Source organism: Streptomyces sp. JLSY215 (genome assembly GCF_059682825.1).
Genome location: NZ_CM185022.1, coordinates 6,659,872 through 6,684,984, shown reverse-complemented (window position 1 = coordinate 6,684,984; position 25,113 = coordinate 6,659,872). Strand labels below are relative to the sequence as shown.

Annotated in this window: 17 protein-coding genes; 7 read left to right on the top strand and 10 right to left on the bottom strand. The window is 69.5% G+C overall.

All coding sequences use genetic code 11. The features are described 5' to 3' along the window. Positions 1-25: 25 nt before the first annotated feature. On the bottom strand, positions 26-1,093 hold the full coding sequence (gene hemE / locus AC5677_RS29765; protein ID WP_497190973.1) for a uroporphyrinogen decarboxylase: 1,068 nt from the start codon (positions 1,091-1,093) through the stop codon (positions 26-28). 146 nt (positions 1,094-1,239) lie between these two features. On the opposite strand from hemE, the gene AC5677_RS29760 reads away from it, so the two are divergent. The 6 genes from AC5677_RS29760 to AC5677_RS29735 all read left to right on the top strand — a co-directional run bounded on the left by AC5677_RS29760 (position 1,240) and on the right by AC5677_RS29735 (position 8,635). After that, complete coding sequence (locus AC5677_RS29760) at positions 1,240-1,896, top strand: DUF3000 domain-containing protein (RefSeq protein ID WP_497190972.1); 657 nt, start codon at positions 1,240-1,242, stop codon at positions 1,894-1,896. Between the two features lie 644 nt (positions 1,897-2,540). Further along, positions 2,541-3,203: a response regulator transcription factor gene (locus tag AC5677_RS29755; RefSeq protein ID WP_016573641.1), complete on the top strand. Its 663-nt coding sequence runs from the start codon at positions 2,541-2,543 to the stop codon at positions 3,201-3,203. Positions 3,204-3,282: 79 nt separating this feature from the next. Next, complete coding sequence (locus tag AC5677_RS29750) at positions 3,283-4,566, top strand: HRDC domain-containing protein (RefSeq protein ID WP_497190971.1); 1,284 nt, start codon at positions 3,283-3,285, stop codon at positions 4,564-4,566. Positions 4,567-4,793: 227 nt separating this feature from the next. Next, the gene (locus tag AC5677_RS29745; RefSeq protein ID WP_497190970.1) at positions 4,794-6,020 is read left to right on the top strand and encodes a thiolase family protein; all 1,227 of its coding nucleotides are present in this window, start codon (positions 4,794-4,796) and stop codon (positions 6,018-6,020) included. Next, positions 6,017-8,155, top strand: coding sequence for a 3-hydroxyacyl-CoA dehydrogenase NAD-binding domain-containing protein (locus AC5677_RS29740; protein WP_497190969.1), 2,139 nt, complete (start codon positions 6,017-6,019; stop codon positions 8,153-8,155). Before AC5677_RS29745 ends, AC5677_RS29740 begins: the two co-directional genes overlap by 4 nt. 81 nt (positions 8,156-8,236) lie before the next feature. Beyond that, positions 8,237-8,635 carry an NTP pyrophosphohydrolase gene (locus AC5677_RS29735; protein ID WP_497190968.1) on the top strand — a complete coding sequence of 133 codons (399 nt, stop codon included), beginning with the start codon at positions 8,237-8,239 and terminating at the stop codon, positions 8,633-8,635. 55 nt (positions 8,636-8,690) lie between these two features. Here the strand turns inward: AC5677_RS29735 and AC5677_RS29730 are convergent, their stop codons facing one another. The 9 genes from AC5677_RS29730 to ngcE all read right to left on the bottom strand — a co-directional run bounded on the left by AC5677_RS29730 (position 8,691) and on the right by ngcE (position 21,180). Next, a complete protein-coding gene (locus AC5677_RS29730; RefSeq protein WP_497190967.1) occupies positions 8,691-10,256 on the bottom strand; it encodes an amino acid permease in 1,566 nt (521 codons plus the stop codon). A 199-nt stretch (positions 10,257-10,455) separates the two neighbouring features. Further along, a complete protein-coding gene (gene dxs / locus AC5677_RS29725; protein WP_497190966.1) occupies positions 10,456-12,390 on the bottom strand; it encodes a 1-deoxy-D-xylulose-5-phosphate synthase in 1,935 nt (644 codons plus the stop codon). A 322-nt stretch (positions 12,391-12,712) separates the two neighbouring features. Next, the gene (locus AC5677_RS29720) at positions 12,713-14,023 is read right to left on the bottom strand and encodes a sugar ABC transporter permease (RefSeq protein ID WP_497190965.1); all 1,311 of its coding nucleotides are present in this window, start codon (positions 14,021-14,023) and stop codon (positions 12,713-12,715) included. After that, the gene (locus AC5677_RS29715; protein WP_497190964.1) at positions 14,020-14,820 is read right to left on the bottom strand and encodes an ATP-binding cassette domain-containing protein; all 801 of its coding nucleotides are present in this window, start codon (positions 14,818-14,820) and stop codon (positions 14,020-14,022) included. The genes AC5677_RS29720 and AC5677_RS29715 overlap by 4 nt, the downstream gene beginning before the upstream one ends. Before the next feature lie 158 nt (positions 14,821-14,978). Next, positions 14,979-16,073 (bottom strand): sugar ABC transporter substrate-binding protein, encoded by a 1,095-nt coding sequence (locus AC5677_RS29710; protein WP_497190963.1) that lies wholly within the window; start codon positions 16,071-16,073, stop codon positions 14,979-14,981. A gap of 139 nt (positions 16,074-16,212) precedes the next feature. Then, a complete protein-coding gene (locus tag AC5677_RS29705; protein ID WP_497190962.1) occupies positions 16,213-17,412 on the bottom strand; it encodes an ROK family transcriptional regulator in 1,200 nt (399 codons plus the stop codon). A 299-nt stretch (positions 17,413-17,711) separates the two neighbouring features. Beyond that, positions 17,712-18,647 (bottom strand): carbohydrate ABC transporter permease, encoded by a 936-nt coding sequence (locus AC5677_RS29700; protein WP_497190961.1) that lies wholly within the window; start codon positions 18,645-18,647, stop codon positions 17,712-17,714. Then, complete coding sequence (locus tag AC5677_RS29695; protein ID WP_497190960.1) at positions 18,647-19,570, bottom strand: carbohydrate ABC transporter permease; 924 nt, start codon at positions 19,568-19,570, stop codon at positions 18,647-18,649. Before AC5677_RS29695 ends, AC5677_RS29700 begins: the two co-directional genes overlap by 1 nt. Positions 19,571-19,740: 170 nt before the next feature. Continuing rightward, the gene (gene ngcE, locus AC5677_RS29690) at positions 19,741-21,180 is read right to left on the bottom strand and encodes an N-acetylglucosamine/diacetylchitobiose ABC transporter substrate-binding protein (RefSeq protein ID WP_497190959.1); all 1,440 of its coding nucleotides are present in this window, start codon (positions 21,178-21,180) and stop codon (positions 19,741-19,743) included. Positions 21,181-21,657: 477 nt separating this feature from the next. On the opposite strand from ngcE, the gene AC5677_RS29685 reads away from it, so the two are divergent. Continuing rightward, positions 21,658-25,107: a GH92 family glycosyl hydrolase gene (locus tag AC5677_RS29685; protein WP_497190958.1), complete on the top strand. Its 3,450-nt coding sequence runs from the start codon at positions 21,658-21,660 to the stop codon at positions 25,105-25,107. Positions 25,108-25,113: the final 6 nt, after the last annotated feature.

The following is a 25,113-nucleotide window of genomic DNA, read 5'->3' as shown; positions in this document are numbered from 1 at the left end:
GGCGGAGGTTCCGCGGACGGTCCGCTCAGCGCGCCGTCTGCTCGTGCACGTACTCCACCAGCCGGGTCAGCGACTCCGGGTCGGTGTTCGGGGGCACGCCGTGGCCGAGGTTGAAGACATGGCCCTCCAGACCGGCGGCCGCGTCCAGGACCTCGCGGGCCTTGGTCTCGACGGCCTCGCGGGGGGCGAAGAGCACGGCGGGGTCGATGTTGCCCTGGAGCGCCTTGCCGGGGCCGACGCGGCGGGCCGCCTCGTCCAGCGGGACCCGCCAGTCGACGCCGACGACGTCCGCGCCCGCCTCACCCATCAGGCCGAGGAGTTCGCCGGTGCCGACGCCGAAGTGGATGCGCGGGACGCCGTAGCCCTCGACTGCCTGGAAGACCTTGGTGGAGGCGGGCATCACGGAGCGGCGGTAGTCGGCGGGTGAGAGGGCGCCGACCCAGGAGTCGAAGACCTGGATCGCGCTCGCCCCGGCCTCGATCTGCACCTTGAGGAAGGCGGCGGTGATGTCGGCGAGGCGGTCCAGGAGGTCGGCCCACAGCTGCGGGTCGCCGTACATGAGGGCCTTGGTGTGCTCGTGGTTGCGCGACGGGCCGCCCTCGACGAGGTAGCTGGCCAGCGTGAACGGCGCGCCCGCGAAGCCGATGAGCGGCTTCGGGCCGAGCTCGGCGGTGAGCAGGCCGATGGCCTCGGTGACGTAGGAGACGTCGTCCGGGGTCAGGTCGCGCAGCTGCGCCAGGTCGGCGCGCGAGCGGATCGGGTTGGCGATCACCGGGCCGACCCCGGGCTTGATGTCGAGGTCGATGCCGATGGCCTTGAGGGGGACGACGATGTCGCTGAAGTAGATCGCGGCGTCGACGCCGTGGCGGCGCACGGGCTGGAGCGTGATCTCGGTGACGAGGTCGGGCCGCATGCACGAGTCGAGCATCGCGATGCCCTCGCGGACCTTGCGGTATTCCGGCAGCGAGCGCCCGGCCTGGCGCATGAACCACACCGGGGTGTGCGGCACCGGCTCGCGCCTGCAGGCCTTGAGAAATGCCGAATCGTACGTACCGGTCTGCTGCTGGCCCACAGGCCTCTCGTTGGCGCTCACGCCCCAAATCTTCGCATGAGAGGCCGCCTGCAGGTTCGGGTAGGTGGCCGGGCATCGCGGCGCGCGGGGGCACACCTCCGAATGGGCGACGCGCGCAGCGGGTGTCCTCCCGGGCTGAGGGCTTTCTTCCGCCTAATCTTCCGGGCATGGCTGCGGCTCAAGAACACCTCGCGGACAGCGCGGACGAGACCCCGATCCCCTTCCGTCAGGCGGTCGAGGCGCTTCGCGCGGCACGGCTGCGGCCGGAGATCGAGATCGACCCCACGCCCGCGCCCAAGCGGCTCGCCCCGTTCGCGTACGCCCTGGAGGCGGCGGTCGTCGAACCGGGTGCGGGGCCGGACGGCGAGGACGCGGATCTGGCGGACGGGCGGCTGGTGCTCCTGTACAACCCGGCCGGCGACGAGACCTGGCAGGGCGCCTTCCGGGTGGTGACGCTGGCGCGGGCGGAGCTGGAGCCGGAGATGGGCACCGATCCGCTGCTGCCGGAGGTGTCCTGGTCGTGGCTCACCGGTGCGCTGGAGGCGCGCGAGGTGCACTTCGGCGAGCCGAGCGGGACGGTGACCCGCGCCGGGTCGCACTACTTCGGCGGCCTGGCCTCGCGCGAGCCCGCGACACAGATCGAGATCCGGGCGTCGTGGACACCGGCCGAGGGGCCGGGCGGGGTGCCGGACATGGCGGCACATCTGGCCGCCTGGTGCGATCTCCTGTGCCAGGTGGCGGGGCTGCCGCCGGCCACGCTCGATCCGGCGCCGCACGGCGGAGTGGTGGCACTGCCGCAGCGCCGCGGGCCGCAGCCACGTTGATCCCGTCCGCCGGGGTGACCCGGGGCGGGAGCCGTTGACGGTTCCGCCCGGTGACGACGAAAGACCGGTCACCGCGTCGATCCCGCCCGCCGGGGCGACCCGGGGCAGGAGCCGTTGGTGGTTCCGCCCGGTGACGACGCAAGACCGGTCACCGCGTCGATCCCGCCCGCCGAGGTGACCCCGGGCAGGAGCCGTCGGTGGTTCCGCCCGGTGACGACGCAAGACCGGTCACCGCGTCGATCCCGCCCGCCGAGGTGACCCCGGGCAGGAGCCGTCGGTGGTTCCGCCCGGTGACGACGAAAGACCGGTCGCCGGGTTGAGGGCCCCCGCCGGGCCGGTATGCCTCACGCACCGCTCGCCGATTACGCCCGGTGACCGGTATGCCTTACGCACCGCGATCATGTTCGCGCATGATCGGCGCCTTGGCGTGCCCTGGTGAAGGCCGGTGCGCAATCACTGCTCACTCGATGTTCACCCTTGATCGCTCAGGCATCCGATTTGCCCGAATTGCCCCTAACTAAATCGTGATCAAAGTCTAAAGTCCCGCCGGATTGCTGCCGAAGAGGTCAGTGACCCTTCCAACACGGATCATTCCGGCTCTCCCCAGTCGGCTTCCGTCCCCCGCCACTCCCCCAGGAGGCCCGGTGTCTGTTCTCCTCGAGCAACCTTCGAGCCTGGTCGCCTACCGCCCGAACAAGCCGACGGCCATGGTCGTCGTGGCCGACCCTCGCGTCCGCTCCACCGTCACCCGCCACCTGTGGGCCCTCGGAGTGCGTGACGTGATCGAGGCGTCGTCCATCGCGGAGGCCCGTCCCCGCGTCGGCAACCCGCGCGACATCTGCGTTGCCGACGTCCACCTTCCCGACGGCTCCGGCCTCACGCTCCTGTCCGAGACACGGGCCGCCGGCTGGCCCAACGGTCTCGCGCTGTCCGCCGCCGACGACATCGGCGCGGTACGCAATGCGCTGGCGGGCGGCGTCAAGGGCTACGTCGTCACCGGCACCCGTACCAACCTCGGCCTGCCCGGCCGGCCGGGCGCCGCACCCATCGGCGCCAACGCGGCCCGTATGCAGCGCCGCCCCCCGGGCGCCCCCGGGCACCCCGGCGGCTACCGCGAGCTGTCGGGCCGGGAGGTCGAGGTACTGCGGCTGGTTGCGGAGGGCCAGTCCAACAAGGCCATCGGCGTCTCGATGGGGCTCTCGGCGCTGACCGTCAAGAGCCACCTCGCCCGTATCGCACGCAAGCTCGGCACTGGCGACCGGGCCGGAATGGTGGCGGTAGCGCTGCGCACCGGCATCATCCACTGACCCCATCACCCGGCCATCGCGCCCGTCGAGGGAACGTTCCCTCGACGGGCGACGTGCATACACAGATACCCTTGACCACGTGACCGACGCCCAAAAGACCGCAGCAGAGACAGCAGACACGACACTGCGAGCATCCGGAGACTCGCCTCCGGACCCCCGACCGGCGCCGGTCCCGCTCCTGGAACCCCGCGAGGGCATCCCCCCGGTGACCGCCACCGACGCGGCGCTCGCCGAGGTCGTCGCGGCCTTCGCTGCGGGCCGCGGCCCGGTCGCCGTGGACGCCGAGCGCGCCTCCGGCTACCGCTACGGCCAGCGTGCCTACCTCGTCCAGCTGCGCCGCGAGGGCGCCGGCAGCGTGCTGATCGACCCGGTCGGCTGCCCGGACCTCACGGCGCTCGGCGAGGCCATCGGCGACGCCGAGTGGGTCCTGCACGCCGCCACCCAGGACCTCCCGTGTCTGCGCGACATAGGGATGGTCCCCACCCGGCTCTTCGACACCGAGCTGGCCGGACGGCTGGCCGGCTTCGCACGGGTCGGACTGGGCGCGATGGTCGAGAACGTCCTCGGCTTCGCCCTGGAAAAGGGCCACTCCGCCGTCGACTGGTCCACCCGCCCGCTGCCCGAGCCCTGGCTGCGTTATGCCGCGCTCGACGTCGAGCTGCTGGTGGATCTGCGCGATGCGCTGGAGGAGGAGCTGGAGCGGCAGGGGAAGCTGGAGTGGGCCCGGCAGGAGTTCGCGGCCATCGCCGCCGCTCCCCCGCCGCCGCCCCGCAAGGACCCCTGGCGCCGCACGTCCGGCATGCACAAGGTCCGCCGGCGCCGCCAGATGGCCGTCGTACGGGAGCTGTGGACGGCCCGCGACCAGGTCGCCCAGCGGCGCGACATCTCGCCGGGCAAGGTGCTCGGTGACGGCGCGATCGTGGAGGCGGCGCTGAATCTGCCGCCCAACAGCCACGCGCTGGCCGCGCTGCCCGGCTTCGGGCACCGCATGGGCCGCCGTCAGCTGGAGCAGTGGCAGGCCGCCGTCGACCGCGCCCGTGCGCTGCCCGAGAACGAACTGCCGCAGCCCGGCCAGCCGCTCAACGGCCCGCCGCCGCCCCGCTCCTGGGCCGACAAGGACCCGGTCGCCGCGGCCCGGCTGTCGGCCGCCCGCGCCGCGGTCACCACGCTCGCCGAGAGCCTGAACCTCCCGCAGGAGAATCTGATCGCCCCGGACACGGTGCGCCGGCTGTGCTGGGAGCCGCCGGCCGAGCCCACCCGGGAGACGGTCGCCGAGGTGCTGGCCGGGTACGGCGCCCGCCCCTGGCAGGTCGAGCAGGCCGCGCCGGTGCTCGCCGAGGCACTGGCGGCGAACGGCGGCTGACCAGCGACAACCAGCAGTCCAAGGCCCCGGCCGCGTGTGAGGACACGCGGCCGGGGCCTTTTGCGCGGCCGGGCACACCGCGGGGTACGCGTCCATCGGGTGTGATGTTCGCCGCTCCCGGCGGTGGGGGTGTGCAGCTTGGTTACCCGTAAGTAGCATGTGGGTGGGAAGCGTTCCTTGGGGGCGCCCCGCAGCAGTGCCATCCCGCACCCTGGAGGAGAGCCAACGTGCCTCGTACCGCTAGGGACGTCGTCTTCGTCGACGGCGTCCGCACCCCGTTCGGCAAGGCGGGCCCGAAGGGCATCTACCACGAGACCCGCGCCGACGATCTCGTCGTGAAGGCCATCCGGGAGCTGCTGCGCCGCAACCCGGACCTGGACCCCGCGAAGATCGACGAGGTCGCCATCGCCGCGACCACGCAGATCGGTGACCAGGGCCTGACCCTGGGCCGTACCGCCGGCATCCTTGCGGGCCTCCCGCAGTCCGTGCCCGGCTACTCCATCGACCGCATGTGTGCCGGTGCGCTGACCGCCGTCACCGCGACCGCGGGCTCCATCGCCTTCGGCGCGTACGACGCCGTCATCGCGGGCGGTGTCGAGCACATGGGCCGCCACCCCATGGGTGAGGGCGTCGACCCCAACCCGCGGTTCGTGTCGGAGAAGCTCGTCGACGAGTCGGCCCTGTTCATGGGCATGACCGCGGAGAACCTCCACGACCGCTACCCGCACATCACCAAGCAGCGCGCCGACGAGTACGCCGTGCGCTCGCAGGAGAAGGCGGCGAAGGCGTACGCGAACGGGAAGATCCAGCAGGACCTGGTCCCGATCTCCGTGCGGAACACCAACGCCGAGGTCGGCGAGACCGGTTGGGGTCTGGTCACCGCGGACGAGCCGATGCGTCCGGGGACGACCCTGGAGAACCTGGCCGGGCTGAAGACGCCGTTCCGTACGCACGGCCGCGTCACGGCCGGTAACGCCGCGGGCCTCAACGACGGCGCCACCGCCTCGCTGATCGCCTCCGAGGACTTCGCCCGGGAGAACAACCTCCCGGTCAAGATGCGCCTGGTCTCCTACGCCTTCGCGGGCGTCGAGCCCGAGGTCATGGGCTACGGCCCGATCCCGGCGACGGAGAAGGCGCTCGCCAAGGCCGGGCTCTCCATCGAGGACATCAACCTCTTCGAGATCAACGAGGCGTTCGCCGTGCAGGTGCTCGCCTTCCTCGACCACTACGGCATCGCCGACGACGACGCGCGCGTCAACCAGTACGGCGGCGCCATCGCCTTCGGCCACCCGCTGGCCTCCTCCGGCGTCCGGCTGATGACCCAGCTGGCCCGCCAGTTCGAGGAGCAGCCGGAGGTCCGCTACGGCCTGACCACCATGTGCGTCGGCTTCGGCATGGGCGCCACGGTCATCTGGGAGAACCCGAACCACAAGGACGCCGGAGGCGACAAGTGAGCACCACCACCACTACCGCCGAGCTCCTCAAGGGCGCGGCCGAGCTGTTCCCGGACGAGGTCGTGACGTCGGCGCACGTACGCCACCTCGACCTGCCGTACGGCGCGGGCAAGTTCGCGCTGATCACGCTGGACAACGGCTTCGACCACACCAAGCCGACCACCTTCGGCCCCGGCTCGCTGGCGAACCTGAACGCCGCGATCGACCAGGTGGAGAAGGAGGCCGCGGACGGCGACATCGTCGGCGTCGGCCTCACCGGCAAGCCGTTCATCTTCGCCGTCGGCGCCGACCTCAAGGGTGTCGAGCTGCTGAAGCAGCACGACGACGCGCTGGCCATCGGCAAGGGCGGCCACGAGGTCTTCAAGCGGCTGTCCGCGCTCGCCGTGCCGACCTTCGCGTACTACAACGGTGCCGCCATGGGCGGTGGCGTCGAGGTCGGTCTGCACTGCTCGTACCGCACGGTCTCCAAGGCGCTGCCCGCCTTCTCGCTGCCCGAGGTCTTCCTGGGTCTCGTCCCGGGCTGGGGCGGCTGCGCGCTGCTGCCGAACCTCATCGGCGCGGACAAGGCCGTCTCGGTCATCATCGAGAACTCCCTCAACCAGAACAAGCAGCTCAAGGGCCAGCAGGTCTTCGACCTCGGTATCGCGGACGCGATCTTCGAGGGCGCGGACTTCCTGGAGCAGTCGCTGCTCTGGACGGCGAACGTCCTCAAGGGCGACGTGAGCGTCGAGCGTCCCGAGATCGACCGCGGTGAGGCCTGGGACCAGGCCGTCGCCAAGGGCCGGTTCATCGCCGACGGCAAGGTGCACGGCGCCGCCCCGGCCGCGTACCGCGCGCTCGACATCATCGCCGCCGCCAAGGACGGTGACCTCCAGGCCGGTTTCGACGCCGAGGACCAGGCGCTCGCCGACCTGATCATGGGCGGCGAACTGCGCGCCGGCATCTACTCGTTCAACCTGGTGCAGAAGCGCGCCAAGCGCCCCGCCGGTGCCCCGGACAAGAGCCTGGCGCGTCCGGTCACCAAGGTCGGCGTCGTCGGCGCCGGTCTGATGGCCTCGCAGCTCGCCCTGCTCTTCCTGCGCCGCCTCGAGGTGCCGGTCGTGCTGACCGACATCGACCAGGAGCGCGTCGACAAGGGTGTGGGCTACGTCCACGGCGAGATCGACAAGCTGCTCGGCAAGGGCCGGATCAACCAGGACAAGGCCAACCGCCTCAAGGCCCTGGTGAGCGGCGTCCTGGACAAGGCCGAGGGCTTCGCGGACGCGGACTTCATCATCGAGGCCGTCTTCGAGGAGATCGGCGTCAAGCAGCAGGTGTTCGCGGAGGTGGAGGCCGTCGCCCCGGCGCACGCGATCCTCGCCACCAACACCTCCTCGCTGTCCGTCTCCGAGATGGCCTCGAAGCTCCAGCACCCCGAGCGGGTCGTCGGCTTCCACTTCTTCAACCCGGTCGCGATCCTCCCGCTGCTGGAGATCGTGCGCGGCGAGAAGACCGACGACGCCTCGCTGGCCACCGCCTTCGGCGTCGCCAAGAAGCTGAAGAAGACCGCGGTGCTGACCAAGGACGCCCCGGCGTTCGTCGTGAACCGCATCCTGACCCGCTTCATGGGCGAGATCCAGAACGTCATCGACGAGGGCACCCCGGTCGAGACCGCGGAGAAGGCCATCGAGCCGCTCGGGCTGCCGATGTCGCCGCTGGTGCTGCTGGAGCTGGTCGGCCCGGCCATCGGCCTGCACGTGTCGGAGACCCTCAACGCCGCGTTCCCCGAGCGCTTCACGGTCTCCCCGAACCTCGCGGCCGTCGTCAAGGCGGGCAAGCGCGGCTTCTACGTCTATGACTCCGGCAAGCCGGAGCTGGACCCCGAGGTCGCCGCGCTGCTCGAGCAGGGCGACTCGGTGCTGACCGAGGAGCAGGTCCGCGACCGCGTCCTGGACGCCGTCGCGCAGGAGATCGGCCTGATGCTGGACGAGGGTGTCGTCGCCGAGGCGCAGGACATCGACCTGTGCCTGATCACCGGCGCCGGCTGGCCCTTCCACCTGGGCGGCATCACGCCGTACCTGGACCGCGAGGGCGTCTCCGAGCGCGTGAACGGCAAGAAGTTCCTGGCCCCTGGCCTGGCGAGCGTGCCCGCGTAAGGGTGCACAGCTGATTGCGGAATGCGCGGGCCGGCTCGGCGGAGCCGGCCCGCGCTTTCGCGTTCGTGGCAGGCTGGCCCCATGGATTGCTTGGTCATTGTCGATGCCGCGAATGTCGTCGGTTCGGTGCCGGACGGCTGGTGGCGGGACCGGCACGGGGCGGCGGAGCGGCTGCGGGACGCGCTGCCGCGGTACGTCGACGAGGGGCTGCCGGGGCTGGCGGCGGCACCGCTGGAGATGGTGCTGGTCGTGGAGGGCGCGGCGCGGGGCGTGGCGTCCGTCGAGGGCGTACGGGTGGAGTCCGCGGACGGCAGCGGGGATGACCGGATCGTGGCGCTGGTGGCGGCGGAGGGCGGTGACCCGGACTGTCTGGTGGTCACCGCGGACCGTGCACTGCGGGGGCGGGTTGAGGCGTTGGGGGCGCGGGTGACGGGACCGCGCGCCGTCTGGGGCGGCGGGCGGGGCGGACGTCGGGCATGACGGGGCCCGTACGGCCGGGTGACCGTACGGGCCGGGTGGAGAGTGCGGGGCGGGCTTACGCGCGGGTGCCGGACGTGCCCTCCTGGCCTCCGGCGCCCTTGGGGCCGTTCCGGCGCAGGCGCATCCCGAGGCGGCTGTGCCCGCGCCCGTACACGAAGTAGATGCCGAAGCCCACCAGCATCCAGATCCCGAAGCGGACCCAGGTCTCGGCGGGCAGATTGAGCATCAGCCACAGCGAGGCGAGCACGGACAGCAGCGGGACGAACGGGACCAGCGGGGTGCGGAAGGAGCGGGGCAGGTCGGGGCGCGAGCGGCGGAGGATGACGACGCCGACGGCGACCACGACGAACGCGAACAGGGTGCCGATGTTGACCAGTTCGGCCAGCACGTCGATGGAGGTGAAGCCGGAGGCGATGGCGACGATGACGCCCAGCAGGACGGTCGCCCGGTACGGAGTGCCGAACCGCGGGTGGGAGCGCGAGAAGATCCGCGGCATCAGCCCGTCCCGGCTCATCGCGAAGAACACCCGGCTCTGGCCGAGCAGCAGGATCATGCAGACCGAGGTCAGGCCGACGGCCGCGCCGAAGCTGATGATGTTCGCGAAGAACGGCTGCCCGAGGTCCTTGAAGGCGTCCGCGAGCGGGGCGTCGGTGGAGAGCTTGCTGTACTTCTCCATGCCGGTGACGACGACGGAGACGGCGACGTAGAGCAGCGTGCAGATGGCGAGCGAGCCGAGGATGCCGCGCGGCACGTCGCGCTGCGGATGGCGGGTCTCCTCGGCGGCGGTGGCCACGATGTCGAATCCGATGAAGGCGAAGAAGACCACGGCCGCCGCGGCGAAGATGCCCATGGTGCCGAAGTTCGACGGGGTGAAGCCGAACATCAGCTGGACCAGCGGCGCGGCCAGCCCGCCGCCGCCCGTGGTGGGCTCGCTGGGCGGCACGAACGGCCGGTAGTTGGCGCCGCTGATGAAGAACGCGCCGGCGATGATGACCAGCAGGACGACGGTGACCTTGATGCCGACGATCACGGCCGTCACCCGCGAGGACAGCTTCATCCCGAGCACCAGGATGCCGGTCAGGACCAGGACCAGGATGCAGGCGAGGAGGTCGAAGCCGAACACTCCCTCATGGGTCCCGGACAGGCCCACGGGCAGATGCCAGCCGGCGGAGTCCATCAGCGAACGGATGTAGCCGGACCAGCCGACGGCGACCACCGCGCAGCCCAGGGCGAGTTCGAGGATGAGGTCCCAGCCGATGATCCAGGCGGGGAGTTCACCGAGGGAGGCGTAGGAGAAGGTGTAGGCGGATCCGGCGACCGGGACGGTGGAGGCGAATTCGGCGTAGCACAGCGCCGCCAGCGCGCAGACCACACCCGCGACGACGAAGGAGAGTGCGACGGCGGGCCCCGCCTGTTCCTTGGCGATCTTGCCGGTGAGGACGAAAATGCCGGTGCCGATGACGACACCGACACCGAAAACGGTCAGATCGAGGGCTGAAAGGGACTTCTTGAGACTGTGCTCCGGCTCCTCGGTGTCCTGGATCGACTGCTCCACAGTCTTCGTCCGGAACATGCCGCGATCGCGGCGCGAAATCTTCCCTGTGCCGTGCTGTGTGCTCATGGGCGAACCTCCGCCTGGACGACCCTCGCAACTCTCCTGAACTGACCGAGTCTCCGCAATGGGGAGAAACAGTCAGTGTCGGCGGGCCTTCGCACGGCGGTGATTCACCCGATGGGGTGTGACGGCAGGTATGCCGATGGGCCGGTCGGAACACTCGTACGGGTGTTCCGACCGGCCCATCGTGCCGCTGCGGGGCGGATCAGTCGCGGGCGACCTCGGCGGTCCGGCCGTCCGCGGCCGCCACGGCGTCGCCGCCGCGGTTGTCGATCCGGGCGACGAGGCCCGTCACCTGGCGGGCGATGTCCGGTGCGGTGAGCCCGATCTCGGCCATGACCTCCTTGCGGGAGGCGTGGTCGAGGAACTTCTCGGGGATGCCGAAGTCGCGCAGCGGGAGGTCCACCCCGGCGTCCCGCAGCGCCTGCGCGACGGCCGAACCGACGCCGCCGGAGCGGATGTTGTCCTCGACGGTGACCACGACGCGGTGCTTGGCGGCGAGACCCGGCAGCGCCGCGTCGACCGGCTTGACCCAGCGGGGGTCGACGACCGTGGTGGAGATGCCCTGCTTGTCGAGCAGGTCGGCGATCTCCAGGCACATCGGGGCGAGGGCGCCCACGGAGACGACGAGGACATCGGGCCGGTCGGCCTTGCTCTCGCGCAGGATGTCCATGCCGCCGGCCTTCCCGACCGCGGGCACGGCCGGTCCGACGACGCCCTTGGAGTAGCGCAGCACCGTCGGCGCGTCCGTGACCTCGACGGCCTCGCGCAGCTGGGCGCGCAGCTGCTCGGCGTCGCGCGGCGCGGCGAGCCGCAGCGTCGGCACGACCTGGAGCATCGACATGTCCCACATGCCGTTGTGCGAGGCGCCGTCGTCGCCGGTGACACCGGCCCGGTCCAGGACGAAGGTCACGCCGCACTTGTGCAGCGCGACATCCATCAGGACCTGGTCGAAGGCGCGGTTGAGGAACGTCGCGTAGACGGCGAAGACCGGGTGCACGCCGCCGGTGGCCAGGCCCGCGGCCGAGGTGGCGGCGTGCTGCTCGGCGATGCCGACGTCGTAGATGCGCTCCGGGAAGGCCTCGGCGAACTTCTTCAGGCCGACCGGCTGGAGCATCGCGGCGGTGATCGCGACGATGTCGTCGCGCTCCTTGCCGAGCTTGACCATCTCGTCGCCGAAGACGGAGGTCCAGCTGGCGGCCGCGGTCTTGACCGGCAGGCCGGTGTCCGGGTGGATCGGGCCGATGCCGTGGAAGCGGTCGGCCTCGTCCTGCTCGGCGGGCCTGTAGCCGCGGCCCTTCTCGGTGAGGCAGTGCACGATGACCGGGCCGCGGAAGCGCTTGGCGCGGGCCAGCGCGGACTCCAGGGCCTCGATGTCATGGCCGTCGATCGGGCCGACGTACTTCAGGCCCAGGTCCTCGAACATGCCCTGCGGCGCGATGAAGTCCTTCAGGCCCTTCTTGGCGCCGTGCAGGGTCTCGTACAGCGGCTTGCCGACGACGGGCGTGCGCTCGAGGAGGTCCTTGCCGCGGGCGAGGAAGCGCTCGTAGCCGTCGGTGGTGCGCAGCGTGGCGAGGTGGTTGGCGAGGCCGCCGATGGTCGGGGCGTAGGAGCGCTCGTTGTCGTTCACGACGATGACGAGCGGGCGGTCCTTGGCGGCGGCGATGTTGTTGAGCGCCTCCCAGGCCATGCCGCCGGTGAGCGCGCCGTCGCCGATGACGGCGACGACATGGTCGTCCTTGCCGCGCACCTCATTGGCCTTGGCGAGGCCGTCGGCCCAGCCCAGCACCGTGGAGGCGTGACTGTTCTCGATGATGTCGTGCGGCGACTCGGCGCGGGAGGGATAGCCGGACAGCCCGCCCTTGGTGCGCAGTCCCGTGAAGTCCTGGCGGCCGGTGAGCAGCTTGTGGACGTAGGACTGGTGTCCCGTGTCGAAGAGGACCTTGTCCTTCGGGGAGTGGAAGACGCGGTGCAGGGCGATGGTCAGCTCGACCACGCCGAGGTTCGGGCCGAGGTGTCCGCCGGTCTTGGACACCGCGTCGACGAGGAAGGTACGGATCTCCCCTGCCAGCTGCTCGAGCTGCTCCGGCTCCAGCCGGTCCAGATCGCGCGGTCCCCTGATACGGGAAAGCAACGCCACCCCTGCCTCCTTGTTGCGTTCTGCTTTGCTGCGTTCTGCCTTGCTGCCTGTTGCCGTGCATCGAGCTTGCCGATCAGATGAGTCTAATGTTCCGCTCGCGGTGCCGACGGCCGGGCCTTGCGATGTATGTCACCCGGGTGCGGCACCCGAACGGAGCCGCCCGCGGACACGGACCGGCCCCCACCGGTGTATGCCTGGTGGGGGCCGATCTGCCGGAGATGCCCGGCAGTGATCAGGTGCGTCCGGCGCGCTGCCGCGGATGCACGACGACCGGTGGTTATGTGCGCCCGGCGCGCTGCCGCGGATGCACGACGACCGGTGGTTATGTGCGCCCGGCTGTCTTCTGGGTGCGGCGGGAGACCGAGTCGATCACCACGGCGGCGAGCAGCACCGCGCCGGTGATCATGTACTGGATCTCGCTGGCCATGCCCAGGAGATTCAGGCCCTGCTGGATCGACTGGATGACCAGCATGCCCAGCAGCGCGGACCAGATCTTGCCGCGGCCGCCGAAGAGGCTGGTGCCGCCGATGACGGCCGCCGCGATGACGTTCATCAGCGTGTTGCCGGAGCCGAGGTTCTTGGTGGCACCGCCGGAGAGGCTGGCGATGAACAGTCCGCCGAAGGCGGCCAGCATCCCGGAGATGGCGAAGACGCTGATCCGGATCTTGTTGACGTTGATGCCGGCGCGGCGGGCCGCCTCGGCGTTGCCGCCGACCGCGAAGATCTGCCGCCCGTAGGTCGTACGGCGCACCACGAAGTCCGCGATGACCAGCACGGCGAGGAACAGCACCAGGGCCAGCGGCAGGCCGCGGGCGCCGGCCGGCTCGTTGAGGACGTAGGCGACCGCGAAGGCGATCAGGGCGACCACGCCGGTGCGCAGCAGGATCTCGCCGAGCGGCCGCGAGGGCAGCGCGGCGGCCTTGCGGCGCCTGGCGTCCAGCAGGAGCGATCCCGCGTACGCGAGGACCGCGACCAGCGCCAGGCCGTAACCGGCGGCCTTGTCCTCGAAGTAGTAGCCGGTGAGGTTCTCCACCAGACTGCCGCTCGGCGTGTTGATGGAGCCTTCCTGGCCCATCATCCAGATCTGCAGACCGCTCCAGCCGAGGAAGCCGGCCAGCGTCACCACGAACGCGGGCACGCCGACCTTGGCGAAAAAGAACCCATGGAGGGCGCCGATGGCGATGCCTGCGCCGATGGCCACCAGGACCGCGAGGTAGTCGTTGACGCCGTGGGTGACGCTGAGCACGGCCCAGACGGCCGCGCCGACGCCCGCCACCGAGCCGACCGAGAGATCGATCTCGCCGAGCAGCAGGACGAAGACGATGCCGACGGCCATGATGCCCAGGCCCGACGTGTAGACGCCGATGTTGGCGAGGCTGTCGGCCGACAGGAAGCTGCTGTTCTTCAGTTGGAAGACGACCGCGATCACGATCAGGCCGATGACGACCGGCAGCGAGCCCAGCTCACCGCCGCGCACCCGGCGCTTGAAGTCGTTGAGGTAGCCGGCGAGGCCCTGCTCGCGGACCAGCAGCCGGGGGTCGACGGCGGCGGGTGCGGCCTCGGTCGGCCCGGCCGCCTCGGCGGCCGGCTCGGCGGTCGTCTCCGCCGCGGGCTTCTTCTTGAGATCGGTCACGCCCCGGCCTCCTTCTTCACCTGGTCCGTGCGCGCCTTGCGGCGGGTGACGGCGTTGTCCGAGGCGCCGGTGATGGCGGCGATGACCTCTTCGTGGGAGGTGCCCTCGACGTCGAAGACACCGTTGTTACGGCCCAGCCGCAGCACCGCCACGCGGTCCGCGACTGCCTGTACATCGGCCATGTTGTGGCTGATGAGGATGACGCCCAGGCCGCGTTCCCGCAGCCGCTCGACGAGGTCGAGGACCTGCGCGGTCTGCTCGACGCCGAGGGCGGCGGTGGGCTCGTCGAGGATGACGACCTTCGGGTCGCCGATCAGCGCGCGGGCGATGGCGACGACCTGCCGCTGGCCGCCGGAGAGCGCGGCGACGGGGATGCGGACGCTGGGGATGCGGATGGACAGGGTGTCCAGCAGCTCCTTGGCGCGCTTCTCCATGGCGATCTCGTCGAGGACACCGGCGGTGCGGCTCTCGTTGCCGAGGAAGAGGTTGGCGACGACGTCGAGGTTGTCGCAGAGCGCGAGGTCCTGGTAGACGGTGGCGACGCCGAGTTCCTGGGCGTCGTGCGGCTTGTCGATGCGTACCGCCGCGCCCTCCCACTCGATGGTGCCGTCGTCGACCGGGTGGACGCCCGAGATGGTCTTGACCAGGGTGGACTTGCCGGCTCCGTTGTCGCCCACGAGGGCGACCACCTCACCGGGGTGGATCTCCAGGGTGACGTCCGTGAGTGCCTGGACGGCACCGAACCGCTTGGAGATTCCGCGCAACGCCAGCACAGGCGTAGCGGACACGTGAATCATCTCCTTCGCCGCCGTCGCAAACGGCGGGGATGGTGGTGCGAAGAGCGGGGGGCTCTGCGAAGTGGGGAAAGGGGGGCCCGCGCCAGGGACGGGGCGGCGCGGGCCCGGGGTATGCGTGGGGTGACGCCGGCTTTCCGATGCCGGCTGCCTGATGCCGGTTACTTGATGCCGGCCGCTTCGCAGGCCTTCTTGACGTCGCCGGTGCAGATCTGGCTCGCCTTGTAGACCTTGTCCTTGATGATCGTGGAGGCGATGTTGTCCTTGGTCACGATCTGCGCGTCGTACAGCTTGGCGGGGATGCCCTTGACCTCGCCGCTGAGGCTGTCGACCTTCCGGTCGGTCAGGGAGTCGATCTTGTCGCCCTTGAGGAGCTTGACCGCGATCTCGGCCGTGGAGTCCGCCTGCGGCTTGATCTGCTTGTAGATGGTGAACGCCTGGTCGCCCTTGAGGATCCGCTGGAGACCGGCGAGTTCGGCGTCCTGGCCGCCGACCGGGACCTCGACGCCCTGCTTCTTGAGGGCGGTGATGATGCCGCCGGCCATGCCGTCGTTGCCGGAGTAGACGCCCTGGATGTTGTTCTTGCCGAGCGAGTCGATTGCCGCGGCCATCTTCTTGTTGGCCTCGTCCGACGACCAGTCCGGGATGTCCTGCTCGTAGGCGATCTTCTTGACCTGCTTGTCGAGGACGCTGTGGGCGCCCTTCTTGAAGAACGGCATGTTCGGGTCGGTGGGCGAGCCGTTGATCATGACGACATTGCTGTCCTTGGCCTTGTCGCCGAGCGCCTTGACCAGTGCCTGGCCCTGCAGGCGGCCGATCTTCTCGTTGTCGTAGGAGACGTAGGCGGAGAGGTTGCCCTCGGCCAGCCGGTCGTACGCGATGACCTTGACGCCCTGCTTGGCGGCCCGGTTGACCCAGGACTTGGTGGCCTTGAAGTCGACCGCGTCCAGAATGATCACCTTGACGCCCTGGGTGATGAGCGCGTCGAACTGCTTCTTCTGGTTCTGGGTGTCCTGGTCGGCGTTGTTGTACTTGACCTTGCAGTCGCTGCACAGCGCCTTGATCTTCGCCTCCATCAGCGGGCGGTCGAAGGTCTCGTAACGCGTGGTCTTGTTCTCCGGCAGCAGCAGACCGATGGTCTTGCCGTCACCGCCGCCCGCCTTGGCGCCGTCACCGGCCTTGCCGCAGGCGGCCACGGAGAGGGCCATCGAAACTGCGGCGGTGCCTATGACGACGCGACGCGTCCAAACGTTCATGGGGTTGCCTCCCTGACGAGGCCGCGTCCTTGCGGCCGAGGTGGCTGGAAGTCAACTCGGCCGCCAGCCGACCGTCAAGGAGTAAATCCTTAACGAGATGACAACGGTGCCATGCGTTAGCTGTGTGAACTCAACGCTTTCACGCTATGGCGGGTGCGTTCCCGCTCTGAACGCCGTCGAGCAGGGTCGAGTCACCCATCTCGCTCAGCACCAGCGCGAGCGCGCCCAGGACCTCGGCGCGGCCGCCGAGGGTTCCTGTGACGATCCCCAACTGCCGTGCCGCGCTGGGAATGGCGTACCGCGACACCGACTCCCGGATCGGCGCCAGCACCAGCTCTCCGGCATCGGCGAGGTCGCCGCCGAGCACCACCCGGCTCGGATTGAGCAGATTGCACAGATTGGCCACGCCGCTGCCGATATGACGGCCTACGTCCGCGATCACCCGCCGGCAGCCGGGGTCGCCCTCGCGGGCCAGCTGCACCACCCGCGTCATGGTCAGATCCGCGCCATGGCTCGGCTGGAGCAGCGGCAGCACGTACCGGGCCGCGGTGAAGGTCTCCAGGCAGCCGCGGTTGCCGCAGCGGCAGACCGGCCCGGACTCGTCCAGCGTGATGTGCCCGATCTCGCCCGCGGTGCCGCCCGGCCCGCGGTAGATCTGCCCGCTGATCACCAGGCCCGCGCCGACGCCGCTGGCCACCTTGATGTACGCGAGGTCGGCCGCCCCGCGCCCGCCGCCCCACACCAGCTCGCCCAGCGCGCCCAGGTTGGCGTCGTTGTCGACGTACACGGGGACCCCGAGGCGGCCGGAGAGCTCCTCGCCGGGGTTCGTACCGGACCAGCCCGGCAGGATCGCCGTCGAGCCGAGGGTCCCGGATTCGACGTCGATGGGGCCCGGCACGCCGAGGCCGACGCCGATGACCTTGCCCGCGTTGATGCCCGTCGCCTCGATCAGCCGGTTGACCAGCTGTTCCGCGCGGTCGAAGCCCTCGGCCGCGGAGGCGTCCACATCGATCGGCTCGGCCTCCTCGGCGAGCACCTGATGGGCCAGGTTTCCGACCGCCACCCGCAGATGGGAGTGGCCGAAATCGACGCCCACGACGATGCCCGCGTCGCCCGAGAGGGAGACGCTGCGCGCCCGCCGGCCGCCCGCGGAGGTGGGGGTCACCTCGACGGTCCCGCCGTCCTTCAACTCACGAACGATGTTGGACACGGTGGCCGCGGACAGCCCCGTGCTCCGGGCGATCTCCGCCTGCGTGAGTGAGCCCGCCATACGTACAGCCCGTACGACCCGCTCCAGATTGGCCCGGTGCAGCGAGGACTGCGACCCCGGAGTCTCCATTGACTCATCCACTCCCGTCTGGGGCTGGGCCACATCAGCGGGGCCCGGCTCTGTCTCCAACATGTGAATCTAAGCTGACGCGCCGAGGCCGCCTCCCGTCAAGTCCTTGAGCTGCCAAGAGATCATGCAGAAGTCCGGGGGAATCGGTGGGAAACCGTGCGCAACGCCGGGGGCCTCCCGCGGCGAACCGGCGGGAGGCCCCTGTATGACGTGCATCGATGACGTGTATCGCGCGTACGGCGGGTACGGCTTCTCCGACCGTTGCCGCACGTCAGGCGCGGTACGGAGCGTGCCGCGTGCTACTTGAGCGCGCCCGCCGTCAGACCGGCCACCACCTGCCGCTGGAAGATGATGTACGCGGCGAGTACCGGCAGCATCGCGATCGTCAGGCCGGCGAAGAGCCCCGACCAGTCGCCCTTGTACCCCTGGCTCACGGCCAGCGCCACCAGCCCCTGCGTCAGCATCTTCTTGTTCGGGTCGCCGACATTGAGCACGGTCGGCAGCAGGTACTGATTCCACTGCCCGAGGAAGTTGAAGATCCCGACGCTGATCAGGCCGGGCTTCGCCATCGGCAGCATCACCTGGAAGAAGGTGCGGGTGTGCGAGGCCCCGTCGATGAGCGCCGCCTCCGCCACCGAGGTGGGCAGCGTTTTGAAGAACCCGCTGAGGAAGAAGACCGTGAACGGCAGCGAGTAGGCGATGTAGACCAGGATCAGGCCGTGGTACGTGTCCAGCAGCGCCATGTTCTTCATGACGAAGAACAGCGGCACCAGCGCCAGGATGACCGGGAAGCCCATTCCCCCCACGAACAGAAAATAGAGGAAGCGGTTCCCGGGGAAGTCGAAGCGGGCCAGCACATACGCCGCCATCGACCCGAGCAGCATCGTGCCGATGAGCGAACCCCCCACCACGATGAGCGAGTTGAGGAAGTACTGGCCCATGTTGGCCTTGTCCCAGGCGCGCGCCCAGTTGTCGAAATGCAGGACCGACGGCAGTCCCCAGGGCGAGCCGAAGATCTCGGTGTCGTCCTTGAAGGAACTGACCACCGCCCACAGCAGCGGCATGGTGACCAGCAGGCCCCAGATCACCAGGACGCCGTGCGAAAAGACATTGAGGACCCGGCCCTCGCCGCCGTTGCCGCCGGCGCTCTCCTTGCGCGGCGGCGCGGACCGGCCGGCCGAGGGCTTCTCCTTGGTGATGCCCGGCAGCTCCGCGGGATCCGTCTGCGCACTCATCAGAACTCCAGTCGCTCGCGTCGTCCCAGCCGCATCACGATGGCCGAGAAGATGAGGGTCACGATCAGCAGGGAAACGCCGATGGAGGTCGCGTATCCGGCCTGACCGTCGCGGAAGGTCTTCTGGTACACGTACAGCGGAAGGACCTCGGTGGAATAGTCGGGGCCGCCCGGACCGACGCTCATGATCTGCACGAACGCGAAGGCGGAAACGTCCAGGGCGAGGATGCCCATATAGATCCAGCCGGTCTGCACGGTGTCCCAGAGCAGCGGCAGGGTGATCCGGAAGAACGTGTTGAAACGGTTCGCGCCGTCCAGCAGCGCGGCCTCGTAGAAGTCCTTCGGAATCGAGCTCATCCCGGCCGAGAAGAGCACGACGTAGAAGCCGACATTGGCCCACACCATCGCGCCCATCACGCACCACAGCGCGATCTGGGGGTCGCCCAGCCAGTCCGGCTGCACATTGTCCAGCCCGATCGCCTTGAAGAACGCGTTGAGCGCGCCGCTCTCGGGGTTGTAGGCGAACTGGAAAAGCAGGGCGACGATCGGGACGGACAGCACCTGCGGGAAGAAGTACAGGATCTTGTACGTGCCCGAGCCGCGTACGCCGCCGATCACTGCCTTCTTCCGCCGGCGGCCGCCGACATTGAGCATGAAGGCGAAGAAGAGCCCTAGCGAGAGCGTCACCACCGGCAGCAGAAGCAGCAGCGTGACGCTGTTGCCCACGGCGGCCCAGAAGACATCATCCTTGAAGAGCCGGACGTAATTGTCGAAGCCGACCATCTTCATGTCCGGACTCAGGCCGGTCCAGTCCGTGAAGGAGTAGTAGATGGCCTGCACGAACGGCGAGATCACGAAGATCGCATAAATCGCCAGCGGGACGGCCAAGAATCCCGCGATAAAACGGTATTTACCGTGCTGCATGACTCACGATCCCGTTCTCTCCATGGGGGTACCGCACGCGCATGGGGGTCCCCCGCGCATGGGGGAGAAGCCGAGTGTGGGGGCGGAGGCCGCCACTGGTGACGCACCCCGGGCCCGCTCCCCGGCCCACGCCGGAGGTACCCGAGGAGGTGCCCCCACGAACTCACCGGTCAGCGCTTGTACTTCTTGACGCTGGAGTCGTCACGGGTGTCGTCCGCGTACTTCTGGATCTTCTTTATGGCCTCGTCCGGCGTCATCCGGCCGGCCATCATCTCGCCCAGCGCGCCGACCCCGATCCGCTCCTTCTGCAGCGCCACATACCAGTCCTGCAGCCGCGGATTGACGATGTTCGAGCCGGCCTTCTGCAGCGCCGCCTGCGCCGAGGCCAGGCCCGGCGGAAGCGTCAGGCCCTCGGTGCCGCCGTTGAGCGAGGTGAGCGACGAGACCTGCTTGATGAAATTCTGCGAGGACTTCTTGCTGAGCATGATGCGCAGCAGTTCCATACCGCCCTCGGCGTTCTTCGCCGCCTTGGGGACGATGTACGGCTCGCCGCCGGAGGCCCAGATCGTGCCGTACGGCATCTTGTCCGAGCTGGAGAGGCTGGACGGCGCGCCGACCGCGAGGTCGAAGTGCGGATTCTTCGCGATCTGCTGGGCCGACTCGTTCTCCACCCACGAACCGTTCGGGATGAACAGCGCCTTGCCGTCGGCCCAGGCCTTCTGCGACTGGAGGTGGTCGAGCCCCGGCGAGCCCTTGAGGACGTACCCCTTCTTGTAGAGCTCGTAATAGGCCTCGAAGGCCGCCTTGACCGCCGGATCCTTCCAGGCGTTCGGCTCCAGGTTGTCGATCCGCCGCAGCACCTCCGCGCCGCCGATCTTGGCGATGAACGGGTAGAGGCTGAAGGGGAAGTAGTAGGGGTACTTACCCGGGTACGTCCAGCCCGCGATGCCCTTCTTCTTGGCCTTGGCGCACAGCGCGAGCATGTCGTCCCAGGTCTCGGGGTATTCCGCGTCCAGCTTCTGCAGATTCCCCTTGGAGTACCACACGCCGTACACGGTGTACGCGTAGTACAGGATCCACGTTTCCTTGCTGCCGAACTGGCCCATCTCGATGACGCCGGGGCGCAGCGTGTCGCGCACCTTCTTCTTCGGGTCGTCGACCGAGGGGGCGTCGAGCAGCGCGGTCAGATCGGTCAGCTGGTTCTTGGCGACCAGCGTGCCGAAATCCATCTGCTCGGCACCGGAGTTGTCCACGAGGTCGGGGGGATTTCCCCCGTTGAAACGCGGCTGCAGCGTGGACTGGATCTTCTGTGTCGAGGAGAGCTTGACCTTGCCGTCGGCCTTGGGGAACGCCTTGGTGTACTCGGCCTGGGCGTCCTTGGCGTACTTGTCGCCGAATCCACCGTCGAAGATGACGACGTCGAGCCCCGCGGACTCATTGACGGCCAGCGGATTCTTCGCCGTCTTCTTTCCCTTGGCGACCTTGTCACCGTCTTCGCTGGAGGCGCCGGCGCAGGCCGACAACATGCTCATGGCCGGTACGGCAACGATTCCCAGAGCCGCGGCCCGCTTGACCAGATCGCGGCGGTTGAATTCTGAGGTGGATCCCATGCTCAAGTCCTCGCCTTCTTCAGGACTCAGGCGGTGTACCGGAGCCACCCCGGCACCGCAGGTCAGATGAAGCTGAGTTGTACGGGATGTGCACCGGACGCGCGGGATACGCGCTAGGGAGACGCGGGGAAATCATCCATTCCCCCGCACTCCCCCGGATCCACGGCCCGGTCGCCCGGCCGCTCGGATGCCGACAGGTATAGTCCACTTCCGGCCGAAGGGGCAAGATCGAATGCAGGGTTGGGCGGCACCTTTCCCTAGTTGAGACCTCTCCGCCATGCGGGCTGATCCCCCTCTGGCCGACGCGCCGGTACGCGTGGCCGGTCGGCGACCCACCGACCGCAACAGCACCCTTGACACCAATCCCCCCACCCCGCTTACTTAGCTCTGCCCATCGTCACGCCCATCGCCACCCTTTCCTGCGTATCTCGGCGCCATCCAACTGACAACGATGTCAACCTCGTTGAGAGGCTCACCGTGCGGCACAGACACCGGCACCGTCCACCGCGGGGATTCACCCGCCCCGTCGCCCTCGCGGCGGCCGCTCTGCTCGTCCTCACCGCGCACGCCCCGGCCCAGGCCGCGCCGCCCCGCAAGGCCCCGGCGGCAACGGAGTTCCACTCCTCCTTCGAACCCGGCGACCCGTCGCCGACCTGGACCGACACCGCCGAGACCGCCCCCGACGGCACGCCCCGCGCCGCCGGCGTCACCCCGGAGAGCACCCGCGCGGCACCCGGCATGACCAGCCGGCCCGACACCGGCCCCGCCGACTCCCCCACCGCCAAGCCGCACACGGGATTCACCGGCACCCATGCCCTGCGCTACGCCGGCACCCACACCGCCCCCGGCCGCGGCTACGCGTACAACAAGCTCTTCGACGTCAACATCCGTGTGACGGCCGCGACTTCCCTCTCCTACAAGCTCTTCCCGGAGATGGCCACCACCGACCTGTCCTACCCCGCGACCCATGCCGCCGTGGACCTCGCCTTCACCGATGGCACCTACCTCAGCGATCTGCCCGCCGTCGACCAGTACGGCGCCCCGCTGACGCCGCAGGGCCAGGCCGCCGCCAAAACCCTCTACGCCAACCAGTGGAACCACCGCGTCTCCCGCCTCGGCACGGTCGCCGCCGGCAAAACCGTCGACCGCATCCTGATCGGCTACGACGCCCCCGGCGCACCGCGCACCGCACCCGCCTTCCGCGGCTGGCTCGACGACATCACCATCGCCCCGCAACTGCCGGAGAAACGCCTCCGGCACCTCTCCGACTACGCCCTCACCACCCGCGGCACCCTCTCCAGCGGCGGCTTCTCGCGCGGCAACACCTTCCCCGCCACCGCCGTCCCCAACGGCTTCAACTTCTGGACGCCGGTCACCAACGCGGGCTCCGCCGACTGGCTCTACGAGTACGCGCGCAAGAACAACGCCGACAACCTGCCCACCCTCCAGGCCTTCAGCGCCAGCCATGAGCCCAGCCCCTGGATGGGCGACCGCCAGACCTTCCAGGTCATGCCCTCCACCGCCGCCGGCACCCCGGACGGCTCCCGCACCGCCCGCGCCCTCCCGTTCCACCACGCCAACGAGACCGCGCGACCGCACTACTACGGCGTCACCTTCGACAACGGCCTCAAGACGGAGATCACCCCCACCGACCACGCCGCCCTGATGCGCTTCACCTTCCCCGGCGACAGCGCAAGCCTCATCTTCGACAACGTCAACAACAAGGGCGGCCTGACCCTCGATGCCAAACACGGCGTCGTCACCGGCTACTCCGACGTCAAGAGCGGCCTGTCCGTCGGCGCCACCCGGCTCTTCGTCTACGGGGTCTTCGACGCGCCCGTCACCGGCGGCGGGAAGATCGGAGGAGGCGGCGGCAAGGACGTCACCGGCTATCTCCGCTTCCGGCCCGGCGCCGACCACACCGTCACCATGCGCATCGCCACGTCCCTGATCGGCGTGGCGCAGGCGAAGGCGAACCTGACGCGGGAGATCCCGGCCGCCACGCCCTTCTCCACCGTCGAGCGGCGCGCCCGGTCGCAGTGGGACGGCCTCCTGGGCCGCATCGAGGTCGAGGGCGCGAGCCGGGACCAGCTCACCACCCTCTACTCCAACCTCTACCGCCTCTACCTCTACCCCAACTCCGGGGCGGAGCAGGTCGGTTCCCGCACCCGCTACGCCAGCCCGTTCTCCCCGAAGACCGGCCCCGACACCCCGACCCGCACCGGCGCGAAAATCGTCGACGGCGCCATCTACGTCAACAACGGTTTCTGGGACACCTACCGGACCACCTGGCCCGCCTATTCCCTGCTCACCCCGGAACGCGCCGGGAAAATGGTCGACGGATTCGTCCAGCAGTACAAGGACGGCGGCTGGATCTCCCGCTGGTCCTCCCCCGGTTACGCGGACCTCATGACCGGTACGAGTTCCGATGTCGCCTTCGCCGATGCCTACGCCAAGGGCGTGCGCTTCGATGCCGAGGCCGCCTATGAAGCGGCCGTGAAGAACGCCACCGTGGCGCCGCCCGGCCCCGGCGTCGGCCGAAAGGGCATGAATACCGCCCCCTTCCTCGGCTATACGAGCACCGACACCCGCGAAGGCATGTCCTGGGCCCTGGAGGGCTACCTCAACGACTTCGGCATCGCCCGTATGGGCAAGGCCCTCTACGAGAAAACCCACAAGCGGCGTTACCTGGAAGAATCCTCGTACTTCCGGCAGCGCGCCCAGAATTACGTCCGGCTCTTCGACGACCGGGTCGGCTTCTTCCAGGGCAAGGACGGGCAGGGCAACTGGCGCCTGACGCCGGACGCGTTCGACCCCCGCGTCTGGGGCAACGACTACACCGAGACCAACGCCTGGACCTACGCCTTCACCGCGCCCCAGGACACCCGCGGGCTGGCCAACCTCTACGGCGGCCGGTCCGCACTCGCCAGGAAACTCGACGCCTACTTCTCGACACCCGAGACCGCCGCCAAGGAATTCGCCGGATCCTACGGTGACGTCATCCACGAAATGACCGAGGCCCGCGACACCCGCATGGGCATGTACGGCCACAGCAATCAGCCGTCACACCACATCGCCTACCTCTACGACGCCACCGGCCGGCCCTACAAAACCCAGCAAAAGGTCCGCGAAGCGCTCTCCCGCCTCTACCTCGGCAGCGAAATCGGCCAGGGCTATCCGGGCGATGAGGACAACGGCGAAATGTCCGCCTGGTACGTCTTCAGCTCACTCGGCTTCTACCCGCTGGTGATGGGCCAGGGCGAATACGCGGTCGGCTCCCCGCTCTTCACCAAGGCGACCGTCCATCTGGAAAACGGCCGCGATCTGACCATCAACGCCCCCCGCAACAGCGCCCGCAACGTCTACGTACAGTCCCTCGAGGTCAACGGAAAACCCTGGAATTCCACCGCGCTGCCGCATGCGGCCCTCGCCCGGGGAGCCCGGCTGGACTTCACGATGGGGCCACGTCCCTCGTCCTGGGGCAGCGGCGCGAACGCCGGCCCGACGTCCCTCACCCGGGGCGACCGCGTCCCGTCCCCCGCCGGCGATCTGACCCGTCCGGGCGGCTCCCCCCTCCTGGACAACACCTCCGCCACGGACGCCGCCATCGGACCGTCAAAGGACCTCCCACTGTCCTCCGCCACCGGCCGCGCGGCCCAGTACACCCTCACCTCGTCGGACCACGACACGGCGCCCACCGGGTGGGTACTGCAGGGCTCGGCCAACGGCTCGGCATGGACGGACCTCGACACCCGCACCGGCGAGGCCTTCCGCTGGGACCACCAGACCAGGGTCTTCACGGTCGCCCACCCGGGCTCGTACGCGCACTACCGCCTGAAACCCCTCGGGGGCGGGGCGACGGCACGACTGGCGGAGGTGGAACTCCTGTCGGCCGGGAATCCCTCCGGCCCGGCCGCCAGGGAATGACGGCCG